Below are 22,489 nucleotides of genomic sequence, written 5' to 3'. Positions count from 1 at the left end.
TCACAGGCTGCCCAACAATTCGGCGAACGCGCACGCGGACACGTCCACGTGCGCGGCCAGATCGTGTTCGTCGTCGACCAGCAGCAGCCGCGCACACCGCGCCTGTGCCCAGGCGATCACGTCCGCCGCGGGAATCAGCGCATCGCGCCAGGCATGCACGATCGAGATCGGCACCTGCGCGGCGTCCAGCGCCGGCAGCGGGCCCATGGTCGTCGGCGGCACCATCAGGAACAGGCCCCTCACCGGCACCTGCAGCGACACCTGCGCGGCGATGTACGCGCCCAGACTGGAACCGACCAGCACCAGCGGCCCCTTGTCGGCAGCGGCGTGTGCGATCTGCAGCAGGCGTTGCAGCCGACCCTGCACATCGCCGAGCCGGCTGATGTCGCGCTGCGCGTCCAGGTCGGTGAAATCCGGGCGCTCGTGGGTCCAGCCCAGGCGCTCGGCCACCTCGGCCAGTGCGCTGACCTTGCGTGCCGCCGGGCCGCTTTCGAACCCGTGCGCCAGAATGCAGTGACCGCGACTCATAGCGCCTGCACCGCATCGCCCAGACGCAGCACGCCGCCGCGCAGGATGCGCGCGCACAGGCCGCCGTGCCCGCGCATCGCGTTATAGCCCCCCGCGCCCAGCGCCTCTTCCATGCGCGAGCAGGGGTCGCACGGTTCGGTGCCTTCCAGTTCGACATCGCCGATCCGGAACCGCCGCCCCTTCAAGGCAATCAACGGGATGCCGCCCACCACCAGATTGCGGCGCAGGGTGGCCGGCGCGATCGCCGCATGCCCGGCCAGTGACGCGATCACCGGCAGATGCTCGGCCTGGATCAGGGTGACTCCACGCTTGCCACTGCCGCCCTGGTAGCGATCGCCCACCAGACCGAGACCGGCGGTGGCCTGCACCGCATCCACCTCCAGCATGCGCGCATCGCGCGCAGGGCGCACGCCGATCCAGGTCACCTGACCGGTTTGCGGCAGCGTCGCCATCAATTTGCCCAGCGGGCTGTCGGGATTCAAAGCCATCGGGCAATGCTAGCATCCGCTTCATGTCCGATGCCGCCCTGCCGTCGCCGCCGATCACCTACGCGCCGTTGCCTTACGAATCGCGCCTGGCCCGCCGCGCGCTCGGCCAGATCGACATGGTGGTCATCCACTGCACGGAACTGCCGGACATGGCGATGGCGCGCGACTACGGCGAGCGCGTGCTGTACGACAGCGGCACCGGCAACAGCGGGCATTACTACATCGACCGCAACGGCAGCATCCAGCAATACGTCGCGCTGGACCGCGTCGCGCACCATGTCCGCGGCCACAACCCGCATACGCTGGGCATCGAACTGGTCAACAGCGGCCGCTATCCGCACTGGCTGGATTCGCGCCATCAGACGATGCACGAGCCCTACCCGGATGCGCAGATCGCCGCACTCGTCACGCTGCTGCAGTGGTTGCAACAACAGCTTCCTTCGGTACGCCGCATTGCCGGCCACCAGGAGCTGGACACCACCCTCGAAGCGGCCAGCGACGATCCGGCCTGCAAGATCCGGCGCAAGCTCGACCCCGGCCCGCTGTTCCCATGGGCACGGATCGAAGCGGCGGTTGCCTGGTCGCACCGCCTGCGCTGAGCGGCGCCCAAACGCACAGGTCTGTCCAAAGCCAGGCACGGCTGCGCGCGCGTGCCGCCCATCACGCTGGCGATCGATCCATTGCACCACTCCGGCCGATGCGCTGACGCGGCCGGGCGCGCTGCAATGCCATCGCTGCGATCGACCCAGAAATCGGCGCCACGCCTGCGCCGGCTCAGGGATCGGCGGGGCGATAGAGGGTTTCGCCCGCATTCACCGCAACCGCCAGGCGATTCTGCAACGGCGCGATGGGACAGACCGCATGCGGCGTGAAGGCGCAGGGCGGGTTTTCGGCCAGGTTGAAGTCGAGCACCACCTGGCCATCGTGCGGCAACGCGGTGACCAGATAGCGCGCGCCGCCGTAGCTCTCCTTGCCGCTGGTGCGGTCGGCGAACAGGAACACCAGACCGCCGCCATCCTGCGCGATCGGCTGCAGGCGGTAATGCCGGCCGTCGCGTGCGAATACCGCCTCGCCCGGCACCTGCACCGTCAGCGTGGTCCCGATCGACGTCAGCAGCGTCGCGGTGCGCGCGGGATCGTAGGCTTGCCAGTGCGCCCGCACGCGCCAGCGCGGATCGGTGGGAAAGTACTCCAGCCCCTCGAACTGGCTCAATCCTGGCGCCGCCGGATCCCGCAACCGCCAGCCGAATGCGTGGCCGGTCTGCACCAGAAAGAACTGCCTCCCTTCCATTTCCAGGCGATCGCCCCGCTGCCCGGCACGCTCCGGCCGCAGCTCCGCGACCTGCACCGGCTGGCCGTTGACCGTCACCGCAGCGCCTTGTGCCACCTCGAATCGCGCATGGCCTTGCGCATCCAGGGTCAGCTGCCCCAGTTGCGTCGGCCCGACCGGCAGCACGATATCGCTGTCTGCATCGCTGCCCACCCGGTGTCGGCCCACCTGCACACGGCCCGAACCGATGAAACTCAGCCAGCCCTCGGGCGCACGCAGGCGCGCCAGGCGCTGCGCGCGGGCATGCGCCAGCGTCAGTTGGTAACTGGATTGCGCGTCGCCGAGCCGGTCCTCCGGCGTACCGTCGGCCTCGGCTGTCGACCCTGCACTACACGCCGCCATCGAACACAGCGCCACCCCCACGAGACAAGCTCGCCATTGCAGCCACATGCGCGTCCCCACCACCGCAAGAAACTGCGCTCCGCGCAGCGAGCCCGCACTTGCACAGGCCACCGTTCCTGCAGCCATTGTGCATGCATCAGCCCGTGGTTTCGACCGGGCGCGCCGGATCCTGCAGCCAACCGCTCCACGAGCCCGCGTACACACGCGCACCGGAAAGGCCGGCCACTTCCAGCGCCAGCAGCAGATGGCAGGCGGTCACACCCGATCCGCACATCACCACCGCCTGCTCCGGTGGATACGCTCCCAGCAACGCCGACAGCTCGGCGCGCAATTCTTCGGCGGGTTTGAAGCGGCCGTCGCGCAGACTCAGGCCCAGCGGACGATTCAGCGCGCCGGGCACGTGCCCGGCGACCGGATCGATCGGCTCCACTTCACCGCGAAAGCGCTCGCCCGCCCGCGCGTCCAGCAGCCAACCCGGCGGCTGCTGCAGCCGTGCCAGCAGATATTCGGCATCGACCACCGCGTCGGCGTCGAAACGGCCCGGATATGCAGGGCCATCGCGCCTTGCCGGCAGCTGCGTCGTCTCCGGCAAGCCGGCGGCACGCCAGGCGGCCAGCCCACCGTCGAGTACCGCCACGCGGCGATGGCCCATCAGCCGCAACATCCACCAGGCGCGCGCGGCGGCCATGCTGCCGTCGCCCGCGTCGTAGACCACGACCTGACTCTGTGGATCGATGCCCCAGGCACCCAGACGCCCGGCGAAGGTCGCGCCATGCGGCAGCGGATGCCGCCCTTGCCCGGCGCGCGACAGGTCGGCCAGATCGCCATCCAGATCGGCGTAATGGGCGCCCGGCAGATGCCCCTGCGCATAGGCGATGCGTGCGGCCGCCGGATCCGGTGCGGTCGGCGGCGCAGCGCGCGCATCCAGCAGGCGCAACTGCGGGTGTTCCAAGACAGCCGCCAGCGCGGCGCTGTCGACCAAGGTGGTCCAGTTCGGATCGGCACTCATGCAACCTGCTCCAGGCGGCGACGGAGATTGAGAAGAATGGCGGCGGTGGCGCCCCAGATGCGCTGCCCGGGCCAGTCGTATTCGAGCACACGCCGCGGCCGCCCGCGGAACTCCAGTTCCACGCTGCGCAGGTTGTCCGCCTCCATCAGGTAGGCCAGCGGCACTTCGAACACCTCGGCCACCTCGTCGGGCTGCGGGACTGCGACGAACGCGGGATCGATCACCGCCACCACCGGCGTCACCCGGAATCCGCTGACGGTCAGAAATGGATCCAGATAACCCAGGACATGCACCTGCTGCGCGCCCAGCGCGATCTCCTCGCAGCTCTCGCGTAACGCTGCGGCCGCCGCATCGGCATCGGAAGGCTCGATCCGCCCACCGGGAAAGCTGACCTGCCCGGCATGGTGACGCAGGCTGTCGGTGCGCCGGGTCAGCAACACCATGGTGCCTTCCGCGCGCGGCACCAGCCCGCACAGCACCGCCGCCTCGGCCAGGCGGCCGCCTTCACTCAGATCCACCAGTTCGGCGTGATTCCAGCCCGGTCCATCCGGTGCGGTGTCCAGCGGGTACAGCGCACGCTGCAGCTGCGCGTGTTCGGCCAGCGCTGCCACCAGCGCGCGCGCCGGCAGCACGGTCTGCAACAACTCCTGGCGTTCGGTCTCACTCATGCTCATCCAGCGTGCGATTTCATCCAGGCTGCGCAGGCAACCGACGCAGTGCGACTGCGTGTCCAGCGAACATACACCGATACACGGGCTGGGCAGCCGCCCGTTGGCCGCAACAGTGCCGCTCATCGCCCGCTCCTGGGCTCGCCGAAGTGGCTTCGCATCGCATTGCCCGAACAGTTGGACGGATCGAAACGACAACGCCGGCCCACGGCCGGCGTTGTCACTGCACCATCGGATGCGATTACTTGACGCTGACCAGCTTGATCTCGAACTGCACCGCCACGTTCGGCGGGAACGGGGTCCGCGGATCGGCGCCATAGGCCTTTTCCGGCGGCAGGGTCACTTCCCACTTGGAACCGGCCGGCATCTGCAGCAAGGTGTCGCGCATGGCCTGCATCTCGACTTCGCTGACCTTGATGGCCGGGATCTGCTGCGCCGGACGCGCCTTCTCACGGTCGCCGAAGGGGAACGGACCGGCCACTTCCAGCTGCACCGTGCTGGCCTGGGTCGGCTTGGCGCCCTTGCCCGCTTCGATCACGCGGTACTGCACACCGCTCGGCAGCGTCTGCACGCCCGCAGTGCCCTTGTTCTTGGCCAGGAACGCGTCGCTCTTGGTCTTGTTGGCGGCAGCGGCCTTGTCGTATTCGGCCTTGGCCTGCTGTGCACGGCCCTGCTCACGCTTCTGGAACGCTTCCACGGCCGGCTTCAGCTGATCGGCGGTGATCGCCGGCTGCTTCTTGGCGTAGGCGTCCTGCAGACCCTTGACCACCGAGTTGATGTCGAGCTGCTCGCCGCGACCGGAGAGCTCGGCAAGGTTGTTGCCGTAGTCGTAACCGAAGTAGTAGCTCAACTTGCCCTTCTCGGACGTCGTGTCCTGGGCCAGTGCATTGCCCGTCAGGGCCAGGGCCGCCACGGCGACCGCGATAGAACGCAACTTCATCAAACAATTCTCCAGGGTGGTGGCACAGGACGGGTCTGCCGCCTGAGATGACGCGCTAGGATAGCGGCCGCGATACCGAACCGCTACCTGTCGCGAAAGCTAGGACCAGCAAGGCTTTCGGAAGTTCCGCATTTACTATTTTTTTACGTTCGCAAGGTTCCCGATGTCCACTGACGCCATTCTGATCGCCGACCACGCCACCGTCCGGACCATTACGGTCAATCGACCGGACAAACTGAACGCCCTGAATCGCGACACCATGCTGGCGCTGGACCAGGCCTTTGCAGACGCGGCCAATGCCGATGACGTGCGGGTCGTGGTCCTGACCGGTGCCGGCCCCAAGTCCTTCGTGGCGGGCGCGGATATCGCCGAAATGAGCGCGCTGTCGGCAATGGAAGGACGCGAATTCTCCCTGGTCGGTCAACGGTTGATGCGCCGCATCGAACGCATGCCCAAGCCGGTGATCGCCATGGTCAACGGTTTTGCGCTCGGTGGCGGGCTTGAGCTGGCGATGGCCTGCCATCTGCGCATCGCCGCGGCCACCGCGCGTCTGGGCCAACCGGAAATCAACCTCGGCCTGATCCCGGGCTTTGGCGGCACCCAGCGCCTGCTTCGCCTGACCGGGCGCGCTGCTGCGCTGGAGCTATGCCTGCTCGGCGCGCCCATCGAAGCCTCCCGCGCCCTGCAACTGGGCCTGGTCAACCGCGTGGTGGAACCGGACGCCCTGCAACAAGAGACCCTGGCCATGGCGCAGCGCCTGGCAACCGCCGCGCCGCTGGCCGTGCGCGGCGTCCTGGACGCGGTGACGTTCGGCGGCGAATGCGGCATCGAAGAAGGTCTGCAGCTGGAAACCGCGCAGTTTTCGCTACTGTTCGCCAGCGAGGACATGCGCGAAGGCACTCGCGCCTTCATCGAAAAGCGCCCCGCGCAGTTCCGCAACCGGTGAGCGCGGCCATGCTGCCCGACACCGCTGCCGCACCCCGCCCGCTGCCTCTACAACTGTTCGACTGCGTGCAGGCCGACGATCTCGATCGCGCGCTGGCGCTTGGCTTGATGGACTACCGGCCCGAACCGCACGCCGACGCTGGCGATCCGGCGACCGCGCAGGTGGTTGCCGCGCTGCTCGCCGCGCAGCAACGCCTGCGCGTTGCCTGGGCCGCCCGCGAACGCTACCGCGCACGCGCGGCGCGGCTGCAGCGGCGTGCCGCAGAACGCGATGCCCGCCGTACGCCACCACCGGCACCCAGCCAACCGGCAGCCCCCGCGCTGCCGCCGTTGGCGGCAGCGATCCTGGCGCGTGCCAAAGCCCGGGCGGCAGGCCAGACCCCGACATGAGCGCCACGCCTTCGCTTGCTCCGGCACGCCGCAGCGGCCGCATGCGCAAGCCCGAAATACAGGAAATGTTCGAACGCCTGCGCGAACTCAATCCGCACCCCACCACCGAACTGGAATACACCACCCCGTTCGAGTTGTTGATCGCGGTGCTGCTGTCGGCGCAGGCCACCGATGTCGGCGTCAACAAGGCCACCCGCAAGCTGTATCCGGTGGCCAACACGCCGCGCGACATCCTGGATCTGGGCGAAGAGGGCCTGAAGCGCTATATCTCCACCATCGGGCTGTTCAACGCCAAGGCCAAGAACGCCATCGCCACCTGCCGCGTCCTGCTGGAGCAGTACGGCGGCGAGGTCCCGCACGACCGCGCCGCATTGGAAGCGCTGCCCGGCGTTGGCCGCAAGACCGCCAATGTGGTGCTCAACACCGCGTTCGGCGAGCCGACCATGGCGGTGGATACGCACATCTTCCGCGTCGCCAACCGCACCGGCCTGGCGCCCGGCAAGGACGTGCGCGCCGTCGAAGACCTGCTGGTCAAGGTCATTCCCGCCGAGTTCCTGCATGACGCGCACCACTGGCTGATCCTGCATGGCCGCTATGTCTGCAAGGCGCGCAAACCCGATTGCCCAGGCTGCGTGATCCACGACCTGTGCCGCTATCGCGACAAGACCCCCGCACCCGCCGAACGGCCGAGAGCACCCAAAGGCTGACCAGGCGTCACGACAACCAACCCGCAAACCGACGCCAGGCCATCACGCCGACAAAGCCGGCACGTGCTTTTGCGAATCCCAAATCCCGCTTCCCACATCCCGGCCCAAAAAAAATCGCGACCGGATGATGCGTCTTATGGCGCCATGCATCATCCGATCGCGACACACTGGCCCCGGCGCGTACGCCGGGGCTGCAACGGCGTCAGGCCGCCTTGCGCGGCGCGTCCACCACCGCAGTTTCGGTTTTCGCCGGGCCTTCGACGCGACGATCCAGCTCGTTCCAGTCCACCACCAGTTCGCACCCGCGCGAAGCCGCGTTCCGGCTCCAATCACGCAGCAACTCGATGCAGGCGTGGTCGACGTGATGCAGCTTGGCCACGTCCAGATGCAGCGCGGTGTTCGGCGGCACGCTTTCCAGCGTACGCGCCATTGCCGGCACTTTCAGGAAGGTGGCCGAACCCTGCAGGGTCAGATGCATCTCGTCCTTCTTGTCGGCGTGCTCGCGCACTTCGACCTTCAGACGCGAGGAGTGCAGCGCCAGACGGAACAGCGACAGTCCGAAGCCGATCAGCACGCCGGTCAGCAAGTCGGTCGCCACGATCGCCAGAGTGGTCGCCAGATAGATCGCAGCCGTTCCACGGCCATAGGTCGCCAGTTCCTTGACCTGCCCGATCTTGATCATCTTCACGCCGGTGTAGACCAGGATGCCGGCCAGACACGCCACCGGCGTCATCCGCAACAGCCACGGCAGCAGCATTGCGAACACCAGCAGCCAGCTGCCATGCAGGATGGTCGACGCGCGTGTGGCGGCACCGGCCTGCACGTTGGCCGCACTGCGCACGATCACGCCGGTCATCGGCAACGCACCCAGGAAACCGCACAGCATATTGCCCACGCCCTGTGCCGCCAGCTCGCGGTCGTACTGCGTGCGTGCACCCTGATGCATGCGGTCCACGGCCGCTGCCGACAGCAGAGTCTCGGCACTGGCGATGAACGCAAAGGTCACTGCCGACACCAGCAGCGTGTGGTTGAACACGCCGAAGATGTCGGAGACGCTGGGGATGGAGATCGCGGAGAACAGATTGGTCGGAACGTCGACGCGATTGACGTTCAGCCCCTGCAACTGCGCGGTGGCGGTGACGGCGACCACTGCGATCAGCGCGCCGGGCAGGAAGCGCAGACGCTGCGGACGCAGCTTCTCCCAAGCCAGGATGATGCCGATCGTTGCCAGACCCACGAACAACGCGGTGCGCCCGGTGCCTTCGCTGATGGCCTGCCACAACACGCCAGGCAGTGCAGCGAAGTTCTCCAGACCACGCGCCTTGGGCGCTGCATCCATCAGCACATGCGCCTGCGAGGCCACGATCAGGATGCCGATGCCGGACAACATGCCGGCCACCACGGCCGGCGATGTCATGCGGAACCACACGCCTGCGCGGCACAGGCCGGCGATGAGCTGGATCGCACCGGCGACCAGGATCACCGGCCCCAGGGCTGCGGCACCATGCTCACGCACCAGCTCGAACACCAACACAGCCAGGCCGGCGGCCGGCCCGCTCACCTGCAGAGGAGAGCCCGCCAGGAAGCCGACGACCAGACCACCGACGATGCCGGTAATCAAGCCTGCGGCCGGCGGCATGCCGGAAGCGATCGCGATGCCCATGCACAAGGGCAATGCGACCAGGAAGACCACGACCGACGACAACAAATCGCGCCCGAACAGTCCCTGACGGAAATATCCGCCGATACCTGATGTGCTCATGATCGGCTCCGTCAGGCGAGTTCGGCGCGAACGACTTGCTGCAGTCGCGGACGCGGGGTGGCTTCGGGCGTGCTATCGGCCAGCAACGGCCGGAAGCCGCCCTTCTCGGCATCGAATGCGCGGATATCGCCATGGGCGATGTCGTAGATCCAGCCATGGATGCGCAAGGTACCGGCAGCCAGACGCGCGGCAACCACCGGCTGGGTGCGCAGGTGATCCAGCTGCGAGACCACGTTTTCCTCGGTCATGCAGCTCAGTGCATCATGGCTGTGCGGATCGTGGCCGTGGTGGGCGGTGACATGACGCGCTGCGTCGGTGTGCTTGAGCCAGGCCGCCACGGAGGGCACGTCTTCCAGCGATTCCGGTTTGAGTACGGCCTTCATCGCGCCGCAGTCGGTGTGTCCGCAGATCACGATGTGACGCACGCCCAGCACGGCGATGGCGTATTCGATCGCCGCGACAACACCGCTGACGTGCTGCGAGTACGGCGGCACCACGTTGCCGATGTTGCGGTAGACGAACAGTTCACCGGGTTGCGCGGAGAAGATCAATTCCGGCATGACGCGCGAATCGGCGCAGGTGATGAACAGCGTGTGCGGGCTCTGGCCGCCGGCCAGCTCCTGAAAGCGCGCACTCTGGCGCGGATAGACTTCCTTACGGAAATGGCGAAAACCTTCTAGCAAACTTTCCATGGGAGATTCCTCTAGGCAACGGATAGCAATCCCCGACGCGAGCCGCGGATTGAAAAAGACAATCAAATCAAAGAGAAAGCCGGCGCGCAGCGCACCGGGTATCGCGACAGCGGGGATCAGCCAAGCAACGCGTTTGGAGGACGCAGTTGTGGGATCAGGTCGCGTTTCTGATTGGCAGGCGCATGGTGCGCATGCCAGGAGGGCGAGTATCGCGCCAGCATCGGCCAAGCCTGGGAGGGCAAGGGAATATCGTCTGCAGGATGGGTGTCGACCTGGCTCTGCGCGTCGGCATCGCCCTGCAGGATGTCTGCGCTATCACGCTCGTCGCCAGCCTCCGCCATCACCGCCACGCCGTCGCCCACCCACGCGTCCTGGACGCGCGTCTGGGCACTGGCAGCCGACCACACGCCGAGCGCGAGCAGGCAGACCAGCAGCAGTTGGAGAATTCGCGGAAACATGGCCTCGAAACTAACAAGTTGGAACGGGCATATGCAAGTGGTGCGTTGCACAAGCTGACATATATGTTCAGGGTGTCATGTTTCCGGTTCAGGTCGCCAGCCCGGTAACCCGCCGGGTGCCGATTTTCCCCGCTCTCCGGACGGTGGTTACACGCTGGCGACGTTCAGGCCGACGACACACGACGACATAATTGAAACACCCGTAAACTATTGTCTTTATTGACAAAAAATACAATGTGACGGTTTGCCGATTTGTCACATTAACGCAACCTTCACACCATAGCCTGCGCCCACTTTCCCGCCAGGTCGCACGCTCCATGAAATCCGCTCCTACCCTGCTCTGCTCCGCATTGCTGCTGGTGCTCGCTGCGCCGGCAGCGCACGCCGAGATCGCTATCGACGTCATCGGCGGCTCGGAGATCTCGCTGGAGGGCCTGATCCAGGCCGATGGCAACTGGTTCCACAACGATGTGCAGGATCTCAATGGCCCGATCGGTGCGAACGGCGACAACTCCGAATTCAGCATCCGCCGCGCCGAGTTGTCGCTCAAAGGCAAGGGCCCGGGCAATATCGACTGGGTGGCCGGCTACGACCCGAGCGTGCTGAAGGAGGTGACCATCCGCGGTACCACCATCCGCAGCAGCGGGCGCTTCCTGGACAACAACATCAAGTACAAGTTCGGCGGCAACGCCAACAACTACCTGCAGATCGGCCAGTTCAAGCAGCCCAACAGCCTGGAAGAACTGTCCAGCACCCGGAACAACGACTTCGTCTCCAAGGCCGCGGTCACCAACACCTACGGCATCTCGCGTCGCCTCGGCCTGGCCTATGCCATGGGCGACAACGACTGGAGCGTGACAGCCAGCGCCTTCGGCCGCGAACTGACCCGCAACCAGGCCCACGGCAGCGGCTATGGGGCACGCGGCACCTGGGCCCCGATCAACGAAGCCGGCAGTGTGCTGCACTTCGGCCTGAGCTATCTGGACTACGACACCGACGACGACACCTTGCGCCTGCGTGCGCGCCCGGATGCGGACCTCACCACCATTCGCCTGATCGACACCGGCGCGCTCACCAATGTGGACCGCGTGGGCGTGGCCGGCGCCGAGGCGATGTGGATCGGCGGCCCGTTCAAGCTGCAGGGCGAGTATTTCCAGGAAGACGCCAAGCGCATCGGCAACGCGCAGGACTACAAGAGTGACGGCTGGTATGTCAGCGGCGTCTGGAACCTGACCGGCGAGACCTGGGGCTACAAGGCCGGCGTGCCGACCACCCCGCTACCCAATGCGCCGGCCTCGGGCATGTGGCAACTGGCGGTGCGCTACGACACCCTGGATCTCAACGACGGCCACCTGGTGTCCAACGGCAACACGCCGTTCGTCGATGGCGTGCTGGGCGGCAAGATGGACGTCTGGACGATCGGTGCCAACTGGTACTGGCGCTCCAACTTCAAGCTTGCGCTGAACTACGCCAAGGTCGAGAGCACCCGTTACAACAGCACCACCCGGGGTCTGGTCGACGACAACCCGTCGATCGTCGAGGCGCGCGCGCAGTTCTATTGGTAGTGCCGTCGGTGCCGGGCTGCGCCCATGCACGCCCACCTGCAACTCCCTGTCACCGCGGGCACGCCCCTGCCCGTCATCGATCTGTCATCCATGCGACACCGCGCGGTCACGCCCCTGCCCTGCAATGGCGCGACTGCGGGGCTGTCTTGACCCAACCCATTCTGGAGCCGCTTCGTGATCCATCTCTTCAAGACCCGTCTGGCCGTCGGCGTACTCGCCGCTTCGCTGGCGCTGTGCGCCCAGGCCGCCGACGTCACCGGTGCCGGTGCGTCGTTCATCTATCCGGTGATGTCCAAGTGGTCGGCCGACTACAACACCGCCACCAAGAAGCAGGTCAACTATCAGTCGATCGGCTCGGGCGGCGGCATCGCGCAGATCAAGGCCGCCAGCGTGGACTTCGGTTCCTCCGATGCGCCACTGAAGCCGGAAGAGCTGGCCGCCGCCGGCCTGGCGCAGTTCCCGTCGGTGATCGGCGGCGTGGTGCCGGTGGTCAACGTGCCGGGCATCGCGGCCGGTGCGCTCAAGCTCGATGGCAAGATCCTGGGCGACATCTTCCTGGGCAAGGTCAGCACCTGGAACGATCCGGCCATCGCCGCGCTCAACCCGGGCATGAAGCTACCGGCCGGCAAGATCACCGTGGTGCACCGTTCCGATGGTTCGGGCACCAGCTTCAACTTCACCAATTACCTGTCCAAGGTCAACGCCGACTGGAAGGGCAAGGTCGGCGAAGGCACCGCCGTGCAGTGGCCGACCGGTATCGGCGGCAAGGGCAACGAGGGCGTGGCCGCCTACGTGAAGCAGATCAAGGGCGGCATCGGCTATGTCGAGCTGTCGTACGCGCTGCAGAACAAGATGGCCTACACGGCGATGCAGAATGCGGCCGGCAAGTTCGTGCAGCCGTCCGATGAGAGTTTCGCCGCCGCTGCCGATAGCGCCGACTGGGGCAATGCCAAGGACTTCTACCTGGTGATGACCAATGCCGCCGGCGAAAACGCCTGGCCGATCACCGCCACCAACTTCATCCTGGTGCAGAAGAAGCCCAAGAATCCGGCCGGCCTGAAGAACACCCTGGAGTTCTTCCGCTGGGTGTACAGCAAGGGCGATACGCAGGCCAAGCAACTGGACTATGTGCCGCTGCCGGACGCGCTGGTGACCCGGATCGAAGCGTATTGGGCCACGAACCTGCCGCACTGAGCACACCGCATCTCGGCGATACGGTGGCAACAGGGACATGCGATGCCTCGGCCGGTAGGGGACCGTGGTCCACGCAGACACCCTGCCCCAGGCGCATCGGCTGGCACGTGGTGAATCCTGTCGTGCCGCCCTCGCCGTAGGCGCCCAGCAGGTCAGGACCGACGCCGTCTCTCTCCCCGGCGCCGGGACCGGGACGCGGATCCCGGAGGGTGTACCGCCCTCCGTGGTCCGCGTCTTTTTTTGTGATGCCTTCGCCAGAAGACGCTGTCATGCACGTGTAACAAAAACATCATTTCATAGCGTGGTCTGCCGGACATCCGGCCAATCCAGTCTCGGAGCTTCCATGAAATTGCAGTCGGCCAGCCTGACCGCCCTGTCTCTTACCCTCGCCATCGCGCTTGCCGCGTGCTCGCCCGGCAAGGACGCGCAATCCGGCGATGCGACCAAGGGCGCCGCCAGCGCCGGCGCAACGGCAGGCGACAGCAAGAGCGCCGAAATCTCGGGTGCCGGTGCGTCCTTCATCTATCCGCTGGTGTCCAAGTGGTCGGCCGACTACAACGCTGCCACCGGCAACAAGGTGAATTACCAGTCGATCGGCTCCGGCGGCGGTATCGCCCAGATCAAGGCCGGCACCGTGGACTTCGGGTCGACCGACAAGCCGCTGGACAGCGCCGAACTGCAGCAGGCCGGCCTGGGCCAGTTCCCGTCGGCCATCGGCGGCGTGGTACCGGTGGTAAATCTGGAAGGCATCACACCGGGCAAGCTGCGCCTGACCGGCGCACTGCTGGGCGACATCTTCCTGGGCAAGGTCACGATGTGGAACGACGCGGCGATCGTCGCGGCCAACCCAGGCGTGACCCTGCCGGCTGCCAAGATCAACCTGGTGCATCGCTCAGACGGTTCGGGCACCACCTTCAACTTCTCCAACTACCTGTCCAAGGTCAGCCCGGAGTGGAAGAGCAAGGTGGGCGAAGGTACCTCGGTGCAATGGCCGGGCGGCGTCGGCGGCAAGGGCAACGAGGGCGTGGCTTCGTACGTGCAGCAGATCAAGGGCTCGATCGGCTATGTCGAGCTGGCCTATGCGCTGCAGAACAAGATGCCCTATACCTCGCTGCAGAACGCGGCCGGCCAGTGGGTGGAGCCGAACGCGGACAGCTTCGCCGCCGCGGCCGCAAGTGCCGACTGGGCCAACGCCAAGGACTTCAACCTGGTGATCACCAACGCGCCGGGCGAAAAGGCCTGGCCGATCACCGCCACCAATTTCATGTTGATGCACAAGCAGGCCAAGGACGCGGCGCGCAGCAAGGCGACGCTCGACTTCTTCAAGTGGGCGCTGGAAAACGGCCAGGCTCAGGCCAGCGAACTGCATTACGTGCCGCTGCCGCCGGAGCTGGTGAAGCAGATCGAAGCCTACTGGGGCAGCGAGTTCAAGTAAGGCCTGCACCCGCCTGCGCGGCGGGCTGCGCGGCGGCGAGGTGCCTGCGGGTGCCTTGCCGCTCCTGATCTCTCACGCCCCGCCACTGCGCGGGTGACGGGTTCAATCGAATGAATGCCACTGCCATTCCCGAAGCGATGACCGCCCCGCGCGGCCGCGACCTGCGCGATGCGCGCGCCGATCGTCTGTTCAAGCTGGCATTGGCGGCCACCGTGGTGTTCGTACTGCTCGCACTGGGCAGCGCGGCATTGTCGATGCTGTGGGGAGGCCGCCATGCGTTGCAGATGCAGGGCCTGAGCTTCTTCTATTCCGCCGACTGGAATCCGGTGGAGAACAAGTACGGCGCGTTGGCGCCGATCTACGGCACCCTGGTCACGGCGCTGATCGCGATGCTGATCGCGGTACCGGTGAGCTTCGGCATCGCGTTCTTCCTCACCGAGGTGGCGCCGCGCTGGCTACGGGGCCCGATCGGCACCGCCATCGAATTGCTGGCCGGCATTCCATCGATCATCTACGGCATGTGGGGCCTGTTCGTGCTGGTCCCGGTGATGACCGAACACGTGACGCCATGGCTCAACGACCACCTGGGCACGCTGCCGTTGATCGGCCCGCTGTTCCAGGGGCCGCCGCTGGGGATCGGCCTGCTGACCGCCGGTTTCGTGCTGGCGATCATGGTGATCCCGTTCATTTCCTCGGTGATGCGTGAGGTGTTCCTGACCGTTCCCACCCGCCTGAAGGAATCGGCGTACGCACTGGGTTCCACCAAGTGGGAGGTCAGCTGGGACATCGTGCTGCCGTACACGCGCTCGGCGGTGATCGGCGGCGTGTTCCTGGGCCTGGGGCGCGCGCTGGGCGAGACCATGGCGGTGGCCTTCGTGGTCGGCAATACGGTGCGCCTGTCGCCGTCGCTGCTGGAGCCTGGAACCACCATCGCCGCATTGATCGCCAACGACTTCGGCGAGGCTACAGAGACCTATCGCTCGGCATTGCTGCTGCTGGGCTTCGTGCTGTTCATCGTGACCTTCATCGTGCTGGCCATCGCGCGCCTCATGCTCATGCAGCTGTCGCGCCGGGAGGGCAACTGATGTCCTCGGTCTCGCAGTCGCTGTACAACCGGCGCCGCATCACCAATGCGGTGGCCTTGCTGATCTCGTGCATCACCGCGCTGTTCGGGCTGTTTTTCCTGGCCTGGATCCTGTGGACCCTGTTGTCCAAGGGCGTGCCTGGCATCGACCTCAAGCTGTTCACCGAGATGACACCGCCGCCGATGCAGGAAGGCGGCCTGCTCAACGCCTTCTTCGGCAGTGCGGTGATGTGTGGCCTGGCGCTGGCGATCGGCACCCCGCTGGGCGTGGCGGCCGGCACCTGGCTGGCCGAATACGGCAATGCGCGCAAGGCCGGTATCGTGGTGCGCTTCGTCAACGACATCCTGCTGTCGGCGCCGTCGATCGTGCTGGGTCTGTTCGTCTACACCTTGTACGTCATGCAGACCGGCGGTCGCTTCTCGGCGTTCGCCGGCGCGTTGTCGCTGGCCTTCATCGTGCTGCCGGTGGTGGTACGTACCACCGACGAGATGCTGCGGCTGGTACCTGCGCAGATGCGCGAGGCGGCGTTGTCGTTGGGCATTCCACAGTGGAAGGTGACGGTGCAGGTGCTGTACCGCAGCGCCTCAGCCGGCATCGTCACCGGCGTGCTGCTGGCGCTGGCGCGTATCAGCGGGGAAACCGCGCCGTTGCTGTTCACCGCCTTCGGCAATCAGTACTGGAACAGCAACATCTTTCAACCGATGGCCAGCGTACCGGTGATCATGAACCAGTTCGCCGGCAGCCCTTACGAGTCCTGGCAGACGCTGGCCTGGGCCGGCGCGCTGGTGCTGACCGTGTTCGTGCTGCTGGTGAGCCTTGGCGCACGTGCGCTGCTGGTGCGCAACAAGATTTCCAATGACTGACCTTTCCCTCCGGACACCTGACATGAACGATCTCCAAAACGCCAAGCCGATGCATCGCATCGCGGTTCCGGCCGCCAAGGGGGCACCGACGGCGCAGGCGTCGGTGAAGGTGGCCGCACGCAATCTGGACTTCTACTACGACAAGTACCACGCGTTGAAAGGCATCGATCTGGAAATTCCGGAAAAGCGCGTCACCGCGCTGATCGGTCCATCGGGTTGCGGCAAGTCGACCCTGCTGCGCATCTTCAACCGCATCTATGCGCTGTATCCGAAGATGGAAGCGCGCGGCGAGGTATTGCTGGACGGGGAAAACATCCTGTCGCCGAAGTACCCGATGAACCGCCTGCGCAGCAAGGTCGGCATGGTGTTCCAGAAGCCGGTGCCGTTCCCGATGACGATCTTCGAGAACGTGGCCTACGGCATCCGTCACCACGAAAAACTGTCCAAGGCCGACATGCAGGACCGCGTGGAGCAGGCGTTGCGCCAGGGCGCGCTGTGGGACGAGGTCAAGGACAAGCTGGGGCAAAGCGCGCTGGGCCTGTCCGGTGGCCAGCAGCAGCGCCTGTGCATCGCGCGTGCGGTGGCCTTGCGGCCGGACGTGCTGCTGCTGGACGAACCCACTTCGGCACTGGATCCGATCTCCACCAGCCGCATCGAACAACTGGTGGAAGAACTCAAGCGCGACTACACCATCGTGATCGTGACCCACAACATGCAGCAGGCTGCACGCGTGTCCGACTACACCGCCTTCATGTATCTGGGCGATCTGATCGAGCACGACCGCACCGAAACGATCTTTTCCCAGCCGTCCAAACAGCAGACCGAGGACTACATCACCGGCCGGTTCGGTTGATGTAAGACGACGCGTCACCTGCGCCGCAGCGAAGCGGCTCCCCTGCCCTGCCCGCGCGCGCGTGACGCCGTGCGTGCGCAGGCGAGGGACATCCACCCCTGCCACGAGCGAGACCACGATGAACCAGCACCTCAACGACCACATCGTCAAAAGCTACGACGAGGAGCAACACCGTCTCGTCGCCGAAATCGTGCGCATGGGCGAGACGGCGGTGGCGCAGCTGGAAGCTGCGCTGGACGTGGTGGAACGCCGCGACGACAACGCCGCGCACCGCATCGTGGTCAACGACGAAGCCATCGATGCGCTGGAGCATGCCATCAGCCACGACGTGATGCGCCTGGCCTTACGCGGGCCGATGGCGCGCGACCTGCGCGAGATCCTGGCCGGCCTGCGCATTCCGGCAGATATCGAACGGATCGGCGACTACGCGGCCAATGTCGCCAAACGCTCGATCGCCCTCAATTCCGCACCGCCGCTGCCGCAGACGGTGGGATTGCGCGCGCTCGGCCGGATGGCGGCCGATGCGGTGCGCGCAGCGGTGCAGGCCTATCGCGACAAGGATGCCGATGCGGCGGTGCGCGTACGCGACGAAGATGCGCGCCTGGATGCGCAATACACCGCGCTGTTCCGCGAACTGCTCACCTACATGATGGAAGACCCGCGCAACATCACTCCCTGCACGCACCTGCTGTTCATGGCCAAGAATCTGGAACGCATCGGCGACCACGCCACCAACATCGCCGAGAACGTGTGGTTCCTGGTGCATGGCGAACAGCCGCTGCCGCCTCGCGTGAAGCGCGACGATACCAGTACCACCGGCGTGGTCTGAGCCGCCAGAAGCCGCGTATCGAGCGCTGCCGACCGGTACCCGGTGCGCGGCGCGCTGGTTGCGCACCGCCGTCGGCTTGAAGCGTCGTCGGGTTGGCCCGTGCCACGGCTCCGTGGCACGGGCCTTGTTTTTCCGACCACCGCGGTCCATCGATTCAAGCGGGCAGGTCCTCGCGCGCTCGGGGCGCGCGTCGACGGTCAGGATGCCCACGGACCACATGCCGGCCACCGCCCCGCCCGCGTCTCCCAGCGCCTGGCTATCGAGCGAAAGAGCACACCGGATGGCAAAGGATGACCCAGGTCAGCGCCGCGGTGCGACCTGCTAGGCTATGCGGATGAACGAACCGGTCGACCCGCAGCCTGCCCCTGCCTTCCTGCCCATGTCGCGGCGCTTCCGCGGCTACCTGCCTGTGGTGGTGGACGTAGAGACCGGTGGCTTCGACTGGAACCGGCACGCCCTGCTGGAGATCGCGTGCGTGCCGATCGAAATGGATGCTGACGGGCGCTTTTTTCCCGGCGAAACCGCCAGTGCGCATCTGGTGCCCGCGCCAGGGCTGGAGATCGACCCGAAGTCACTGGAAATCACCGGCATCGTGCTGGACCACCCGTTCCGCTTCGCCAAGCAGGAAAAGGACGCGTTGGACCACGTGTTCGCGCCGGTACGCGCGGCGGTCAAGAAGTACGGCTGCCAGCGTGCGATCCTGGTCGGCCACAATGCGCACTTCGACCTGAACTTCCTCAACGCGGCCGTCGCGCGCGTTGGGCACAAGCGCAACCCCTTCCACCCTTTCAGCGTGTTCGATACGGTGACCCTGGCCGGCGTGGCCTATGGGCAGACCGTGCTGGCGCGCGCCGCGCAGGCGGCTGGGCTGGACTGGAACACCGCCGATGCGCACAGCGCGGTCTACGATACCGAGCAGACCGCTCGGCTGTTCTGCACGATCGCCAATGCCTGGCCGGGGCCCGTTTAGGCCGGGATTGGGGATTCGGGATTCGGGATTGGCAAGAGCACGCCGCGTTCGGGCTGAGAGCTTGTCCTATTGAAACCATGAACACAGCTTGTGCGTGGCCACAGATCCTCTCGCAGCATGTATTCACAATCGGTTTGAACACCTCACCACTGCAAAGCGTAGGCCTTCATCGGAAAGGCGAAGCGCCGGCACAGCAGGCGTTACGAATCCCGAATCCCGAATGCCCAATCCCGGCGTCTAACCCACGCTGATCCGGTCGCGGCCCGCGCTCTTGGCGTCGTACAGCGCATGATCGGCGCGCTGCATCAGCGACGATGCGGTGTCGTCGTCGCGCAACTGCGCCAGGCCGGCACTGAAGGTCACCTGCAGTCCTTCCACACCTCCCCAATCGCGGCGGGCGTGGAACAGCGCACGAATACGCAGGCACAGCGGCTGGGCGTCGTCCAGCCCGGTGTCGGTCAGCAGCAGTGCGAACTCTTCGCCACCCAACCGCGCCGGCAGGTCGGTGGCGCGTGCGGCGGCGGTCAGCAGTGCGCCCACTTCGTGCAGCACCGCGTCGCCGCTGGCGTGCGAGTAATGATCGTTGATGCGCTTGAAGTGATCGATATCCAGGATCGCCAGCACCAGCGGACGCCCGCTGCGACGCGCGCGGCTGATGTCGCGCGCCAGCGCTTCGTCGAAATGGCGACGGTTGGGCAGCCCGGTCAGCGCGTCTTCGTGGGCCTGGCGCTCGAACACCTCGGACTTGATGCGCAGGCGTGTCAGCAACTCGCTCTTCTCCTGGTTGGCCTGCAGCAATCGCTGCGCCTGCCGCTGCAGATCCTGGGTCCGGCTGCGCACCAGTTCGGCGAGCCGGGCGTTGTGGGTCTTGTAACGGCGCAGCAGCAGCCGGTACGACAGGGTCAGCGCGATCAGCGCCGCCAGCAGCGCCGCGAGGCGTACATCCTGGCGTTGCCACCACAGCGGCAGCACGTCGAAGGTCCAGCGTGCCTCCTGCCCGCTCCATGCCCCGCCCGGGTGGCGTGCGCTCACGCGCAGCGTGTAATGGCCGGGAGGCAGCCCGATGAATTCGACGCTGCGTTGCCGCCCGCGTTCGATCCAGGCGCTGTCCAGGCCATCCAGGCGCGTGCGGTACTCGATGCGTTCGGACAGCAGGAAGCTCATGCCGGCGTAGGCCACGGTAAGCCGGCGACCGCCAGGCAGCCTGGCCTGTCGACGCCAGCCCAACGGTTGCCCATCCAGCTGCACGCTTTCGATCACCGAAGGCGGCGGGCGGCGTTCGCGAAAACGCTGCAGACGTGCCGGATCGACCGTGCTCACGCCGCCTGCGGTCACCACCCACACCGAACCGTCCGTGCGCTCGATCATGCTCGGGCCGGAGCTGCCGTTGGCCTGCGCATTGCCCATGCCGTCGATCTCGCCGTAACGCTCGATCGCGAGCGTGCCGCGCCCATCGGCCACTGCGTCGAGTGCCTCGAACTCGGTGCGCAGCACGCCGCGGTTGCTGCTGATCCACGCATTGCCGAGCCGGTCGCTGACCAGCTGAAACACCGTATCGACCGGCATCCCCTGCTCCAGGCCCACGCGTGCGAGCGTGCCGCGACGTGTGCGATACAGGCCGCGATCGGTGGAGATCCACACCGCGTCACCGATGGAGCGGAATCCGAACACGCTACGCGCGCCGCCCAGGCGCTCCAGATCCAGTTGCTGCAAGCGGCCATCACGCAGCACCGCCGCACCGTCGACCGAGCCGATCCACAGCGCACCATCCAGACTGGCCAACGCGGTGATCACCCCATCGGGCATGCCGGCGATCGCCAGCGGCACGCGCCTGCCGTCCACCAGCTTCACCACACCACGCTGGGTGGCCAGCCACACCGCCTGCTGTGCGTCGATGGCGATGGCGCGGATATGGCCGCTGGGAATGCCTTGCGCCTCGCCGAAGTGCCGCAGCAGCCGCCCGTCGCGCAGCACGAAGACGCCGTCGGCGTAGGTCCCCACCCATAGGTCGCCGCGACGATCCTGCGCCAGACTGAGTACCGACGGCCGGCGTCCGGACGGCAACGCGACCGGTACCGGCACGATGCGGCCGTCCGGCAACATGCGATCCAGGCCTGCGGTGCTGGCGATCCACAGACTGCCGTCGCGATCTTCGAGCACGGCACGCGCATAGTCGCCGCTCAACCCGTCGCGCTGGCTGTAGCTGCTGAACAAGGTCTCGCGCAGACGGAACAGTCCCCCGTTGGCGCCCACCCAGATGCTGCCTTCGGCATCCTCGCGCAGGCTGACGATGCGGCCAGTCGGCAGGCCGCGCCCCGCTGGCAGGTGTTCCACCCCATGCCTGCCGATGCGCAACAGCCCCCGGTTTTCGCTGCCCAGCCACAGATCGCCGTTGCGATCCTGCAGCATCGCGGTGAAGTGTCCCTGCCCCGGCAGGCGATGCACCCGCTCGGCGCGTTCGTCGTGCAGGCGGTACACCCCATCGCCCGCCACCACCCACAGCGTGCCGTCCGCGGCGCGATACGGCCACGCCAGGCCGGGTGGAAACCCGAAGGCGGCCGGTGCACGGTGCATGCGTCCATCCGGCTCGCGATAGATCAATCCATCCAGGGTGCCGATCAGCAGCCGGCCCCGTGCGTCGAACAACATGCGTGGAAAGCTGCTCTGCAGCGGCACACCGTCGCGCGGCGGAAAATACACGAAGCGTCCGTCAGGCCACAGGCATCCCAACCCATGCCCTTCGAACAGCAGCCACATGCGGCCTTGCGGGTCCATCGTCATCGCATGGATCAGCGCCTGAGGCCATTGCCCCTGGCGCTGCCAGTCACGCCACTGCCCATCGGCGCCATGCCGGACCAGATTGCCGCGCGCATCGCTCAGCCACAGCGCGCCGTCGCGATCGGCGTAGAGGGCACCGACGCCGTTGTCGGGCAGACCCGGCCGGGTGCTGCGGTCGATGACGCTGAATTCCAAGCCGTTGTAGCGCACCAGCCCTTCCCAGGTGGCGAACCACAGGTAGCCATCTGGCGTCTGCGCGATATCGCGCAGTGAATTGTGCGGCAGGCCGTTGCGCGAGCTCCAGCTATCGATGGCGTAGTTGCGCAATGGCGCAGTGCCGACGGGCTCGGCGGCTACGACGAATGCGCACAGCAACAACCATGTGCACACGCCGGCGCCAAGCCAGCGCCACCACTGCCGATGCCTGCGTACCCGCGCCTTGCCGGCATTTCCGTTCTCGCCCCTGCCGCGGGCGCCCACCCCAAGTTTCATCAGACACGACACACCGGTTACTGCCGATATGGTAGGCAAAAAGCGGCCTGCGCGCTGAACGATGGCGGCCTCCGCGTTCGCAAGCGTTGATCCAGCAGCGTTGGGCGTCTGCCCCGGCGTTACTTGCGGCGATCCCGGCCCGGCGATCTGCGCAGATCGCCGAGCCG

The 22,489-nt window shown here is 66.5% G+C and carries 22 protein-coding genes; 12 read left to right on the top strand and 10 right to left on the bottom strand.

Annotated elements, in window-relative coordinates; all coding sequences use genetic code 11:
- Together LL962_RS13450 and LL962_RS13445 are read right to left on the bottom strand one after the other, a co-directional pair.
- Positions 1-528, bottom strand: coding sequence for an alpha/beta fold hydrolase (locus LL962_RS13450; RefSeq protein ID WP_228317270.1), 528 nt, complete (start codon positions 526-528; stop codon positions 1-3).
- A complete protein-coding gene (locus tag LL962_RS13445) occupies positions 525-1,016 on the bottom strand; it encodes an MOSC domain-containing protein (RefSeq protein ID WP_104587902.1) in 492 nt (163 codons plus the stop codon). The genes LL962_RS13450 and LL962_RS13445 overlap by 4 nt, the downstream gene beginning before the upstream one ends.
- A 23-nt stretch (positions 1,017-1,039) precedes the next feature.
- Between LL962_RS13445 and LL962_RS13440 the strand changes: the two genes are divergently transcribed.
- Positions 1,040-1,615, top strand: coding sequence for an N-acetylmuramoyl-L-alanine amidase (locus LL962_RS13440; RefSeq protein ID WP_104587903.1), 576 nt, complete (start codon positions 1,040-1,042; stop codon positions 1,613-1,615).
- Between the two features lie 175 nt (positions 1,616-1,790).
- Here LL962_RS13440 and LL962_RS13435 read toward each other — a convergent pair whose 3' ends face one another.
- The 4 genes from LL962_RS13435 to LL962_RS13420 all read right to left on the bottom strand — a co-directional run bounded on the left by LL962_RS13435 (position 1,791) and on the right by LL962_RS13420 (position 5,304).
- Positions 1,791-2,735, bottom strand: coding sequence for a DUF1684 domain-containing protein (locus tag LL962_RS13435; RefSeq protein WP_228317323.1), 945 nt, complete (start codon positions 2,733-2,735; stop codon positions 1,791-1,793).
- Positions 2,736-2,823: 88 nt separating this feature from the next.
- Positions 2,824-3,696 carry a sulfurtransferase gene (locus LL962_RS13430; protein WP_104587904.1) on the bottom strand — a complete coding sequence of 291 codons (873 nt, stop codon included), beginning with the start codon at positions 3,694-3,696 and terminating at the stop codon, positions 2,824-2,826.
- The gene (locus LL962_RS13425) at positions 3,693-4,490 is read right to left on the bottom strand and encodes a CoA pyrophosphatase (protein WP_228317268.1); all 798 of its coding nucleotides are present in this window, start codon (positions 4,488-4,490) and stop codon (positions 3,693-3,695) included. The genes LL962_RS13430 and LL962_RS13425 overlap by 4 nt, the downstream gene beginning before the upstream one ends.
- Positions 4,491-4,605: 115 nt before the next feature.
- The gene (locus LL962_RS13420; protein WP_104587906.1) at positions 4,606-5,304 is read right to left on the bottom strand and encodes an FKBP-type peptidyl-prolyl cis-trans isomerase N-terminal domain-containing protein; all 699 of its coding nucleotides are present in this window, start codon (positions 5,302-5,304) and stop codon (positions 4,606-4,608) included.
- A gap of 163 nt (positions 5,305-5,467) precedes the next feature.
- Between LL962_RS13420 and LL962_RS13415 the strand changes: the two genes are divergently transcribed.
- The 3 genes from LL962_RS13415 to nth are packed head-to-tail and all read left to right on the top strand — an operon-like array spanning position 5,468 to position 7,346.
- Entirely contained in the window at positions 5,468-6,250 is a 783-nt protein-coding gene (locus LL962_RS13415; protein ID WP_104587907.1) for an enoyl-CoA hydratase-related protein, read from the top strand.
- 8 nt (positions 6,251-6,258) lie between these two features.
- On the top strand, positions 6,259-6,639 hold the full coding sequence (locus LL962_RS13410) for a hypothetical protein (protein ID WP_228317267.1): 381 nt from the start codon (positions 6,259-6,261) through the stop codon (positions 6,637-6,639).
- Positions 6,636-7,346 (top strand): endonuclease III, encoded by a 711-nt coding sequence (gene nth, locus LL962_RS13405; RefSeq protein WP_228317265.1) that lies wholly within the window; start codon positions 6,636-6,638, stop codon positions 7,344-7,346. Before LL962_RS13410 ends, nth begins: the two co-directional genes overlap by 4 nt.
- A 202-nt stretch (positions 7,347-7,548) precedes the next feature.
- Here nth and LL962_RS13400 read toward each other — a convergent pair whose 3' ends face one another.
- The 3 genes from LL962_RS13400 to LL962_RS13390 form a co-directional block, all read right to left on the bottom strand.
- Positions 7,549-9,108, bottom strand: coding sequence for a SulP family inorganic anion transporter (locus LL962_RS13400; protein ID WP_104587909.1), 1,560 nt, complete (start codon positions 9,106-9,108; stop codon positions 7,549-7,551).
- A gap of 11 nt (positions 9,109-9,119) precedes the next feature.
- On the bottom strand, positions 9,120-9,800 hold the full coding sequence (locus LL962_RS13395; RefSeq protein WP_104587910.1) for a carbonic anhydrase: 681 nt from the start codon (positions 9,798-9,800) through the stop codon (positions 9,120-9,122).
- 116 nt (positions 9,801-9,916) lie between these two features.
- Positions 9,917-10,237: a hypothetical protein gene (locus LL962_RS13390; RefSeq protein ID WP_228317322.1), complete on the bottom strand. Its 321-nt coding sequence runs from the start codon at positions 10,235-10,237 to the stop codon at positions 9,917-9,919.
- Positions 10,238-10,575: 338 nt separating this feature from the next.
- Here LL962_RS13390 and LL962_RS13385 point away from each other — a divergent pair, with 338 nt between their 5' ends.
- The 8 genes from LL962_RS13385 (at position 10,576) to rnt (ending at position 19,052) form a co-directional block, all read left to right on the top strand.
- Complete coding sequence (locus LL962_RS13385) at positions 10,576-11,823, top strand: OprO/OprP family phosphate-selective porin (protein ID WP_228317264.1); 1,248 nt, start codon at positions 10,576-10,578, stop codon at positions 11,821-11,823.
- Between the two features lie 174 nt (positions 11,824-11,997).
- A complete protein-coding gene (gene pstS / locus LL962_RS13380; protein WP_228317263.1) occupies positions 11,998-13,017 on the top strand; it encodes a phosphate ABC transporter substrate-binding protein PstS in 1,020 nt (339 codons plus the stop codon).
- Between the two features lie 343 nt (positions 13,018-13,360).
- Positions 13,361-14,452 (top strand): phosphate ABC transporter substrate-binding protein PstS, encoded by a 1,092-nt coding sequence (gene pstS / locus LL962_RS13375; RefSeq protein WP_104587914.1) that lies wholly within the window; start codon positions 13,361-13,363, stop codon positions 14,450-14,452.
- A gap of 110 nt (positions 14,453-14,562) precedes the next feature.
- Positions 14,563-15,537, top strand: a complete 975-nt coding sequence (gene pstC / locus LL962_RS13370) for a phosphate ABC transporter permease subunit PstC (protein WP_228317262.1) — start codon at positions 14,563-14,565, stop codon at positions 15,535-15,537.
- On the top strand, positions 15,537-16,400 hold the full coding sequence (gene pstA, locus LL962_RS13365) for a phosphate ABC transporter permease PstA (RefSeq protein WP_228317261.1): 864 nt from the start codon (positions 15,537-15,539) through the stop codon (positions 16,398-16,400). The genes pstC and pstA overlap by 1 nt, the downstream gene beginning before the upstream one ends.
- Before the next feature lie 22 nt (positions 16,401-16,422).
- Positions 16,423-17,253 (top strand): phosphate ABC transporter ATP-binding protein PstB, encoded by an 831-nt coding sequence (pstB, locus tag LL962_RS13360; RefSeq protein WP_228317259.1) that lies wholly within the window; start codon positions 16,423-16,425, stop codon positions 17,251-17,253.
- A 118-nt stretch (positions 17,254-17,371) separates the two neighbouring features.
- Entirely contained in the window at positions 17,372-18,082 is a 711-nt protein-coding gene (gene phoU, locus LL962_RS13355) for a phosphate signaling complex protein PhoU (RefSeq protein WP_104587918.1), read from the top strand.
- A gap of 328 nt (positions 18,083-18,410) precedes the next feature.
- The gene (rnt, locus tag LL962_RS13350; protein ID WP_228317258.1) at positions 18,411-19,052 is read left to right on the top strand and encodes a ribonuclease T; all 642 of its coding nucleotides are present in this window, start codon (positions 18,411-18,413) and stop codon (positions 19,050-19,052) included.
- A 237-nt stretch (positions 19,053-19,289) separates the two neighbouring features.
- Here the strand turns inward: rnt and LL962_RS13345 are convergent, their stop codons facing one another.
- Entirely contained in the window at positions 19,290-22,322 is a 3,033-nt protein-coding gene (locus tag LL962_RS13345; RefSeq protein WP_228317256.1) for a ligand-binding sensor domain-containing diguanylate cyclase, read from the bottom strand.
- Positions 22,323-22,489: the final 167 nt, after the last annotated feature.

It is taken from the genome of Xanthomonas sp. NCPPB 1067 (assembly GCF_020783795.1).
Lineage (GTDB): Bacteria > Pseudomonadota > Gammaproteobacteria > Xanthomonadales > Xanthomonadaceae > Xanthomonas > Xanthomonas melonis.
This window is presented reverse-complemented; position numbering and strand designations above follow the sequence as displayed.

Bases quoted from the DNA above. Each gene is read 5' to 3' on its own strand.
- LL962_RS13430 (WP_104587904.1), bottom strand. From the start codon at position 3,696: ATGAGTGCCGATCCGAACTGGACCACCTTGGTCGACAGCGCCGCGCTG.
- LL962_RS13415 (WP_104587907.1), top strand. From the start codon at position 5,468: ATGTCCACTGACGCCATTCTGATCGCCGACCACGCCACCGTCCGGACC.
- LL962_RS13440 (WP_104587903.1), top strand. From the start codon at position 1,040: ATGTCCGATGCCGCCCTGCCGTCGCCGCCGATCACCTACGCGCCGTTG.
- rnt (WP_228317258.1), top strand. From the start codon at position 18,411: ATGCGGATGAACGAACCGGTCGACCCGCAGCCTGCCCCTGCCTTCCTG.
- LL962_RS13395 (WP_104587910.1), bottom strand. From the start codon at position 9,800: ATGGAAAGTTTGCTAGAAGGTTTTCGCCATTTCCGTAAGGAAGTCTAT.
- LL962_RS13450 (WP_228317270.1), bottom strand. From the start codon at position 528: ATGAGTCGCGGTCACTGCATTCTGGCGCACGGGTTCGAAAGCGGCCCG.
- LL962_RS13445 (WP_104587902.1), bottom strand. From the start codon at position 1,016: ATGGCTTTGAATCCCGACAGCCCGCTGGGCAAATTGATGGCGACGCTG.
- LL962_RS13420 (WP_104587906.1), bottom strand. From the start codon at position 5,304: ATGAAGTTGCGTTCTATCGCGGTCGCCGTGGCGGCCCTGGCCCTGACG.
- LL962_RS13385 (WP_228317264.1), top strand. From the start codon at position 10,576: ATGAAATCCGCTCCTACCCTGCTCTGCTCCGCATTGCTGCTGGTGCTC.
- pstA (WP_228317261.1), top strand. From the start codon at position 15,537: ATGTCCTCGGTCTCGCAGTCGCTGTACAACCGGCGCCGCATCACCAAT.
- phoU (WP_104587918.1), top strand. From the start codon at position 17,372: ATGAACCAGCACCTCAACGACCACATCGTCAAAAGCTACGACGAGGAG.
- pstC (WP_228317262.1), top strand. From the start codon at position 14,563: ATGAATGCCACTGCCATTCCCGAAGCGATGACCGCCCCGCGCGGCCGC.
- nth (WP_228317265.1), top strand. From the start codon at position 6,636: ATGAGCGCCACGCCTTCGCTTGCTCCGGCACGCCGCAGCGGCCGCATG.
- LL962_RS13425 (WP_228317268.1), bottom strand. From the start codon at position 4,490: ATGAGCGGCACTGTTGCGGCCAACGGGCGGCTGCCCAGCCCGTGTATC.
- LL962_RS13435 (WP_228317323.1), bottom strand. From the start codon at position 2,735: ATGTGGCTGCAATGGCGAGCTTGTCTCGTGGGGGTGGCGCTGTGTTCG.
- LL962_RS13345 (WP_228317256.1), bottom strand. From the start codon at position 22,322: ATGAAACTTGGGGTGGGCGCCCGCGGCAGGGGCGAGAACGGAAATGCC.
- LL962_RS13410 (WP_228317267.1), top strand. From the start codon at position 6,259: ATGCTGCCCGACACCGCTGCCGCACCCCGCCCGCTGCCTCTACAACTG.
- pstS (WP_104587914.1), top strand. From the start codon at position 13,361: ATGAAATTGCAGTCGGCCAGCCTGACCGCCCTGTCTCTTACCCTCGCC.
- pstB (WP_228317259.1), top strand. From the start codon at position 16,423: ATGAACGATCTCCAAAACGCCAAGCCGATGCATCGCATCGCGGTTCCG.
- LL962_RS13400 (WP_104587909.1), bottom strand. From the start codon at position 9,108: ATGAGCACATCAGGTATCGGCGGATATTTCCGTCAGGGACTGTTCGGG.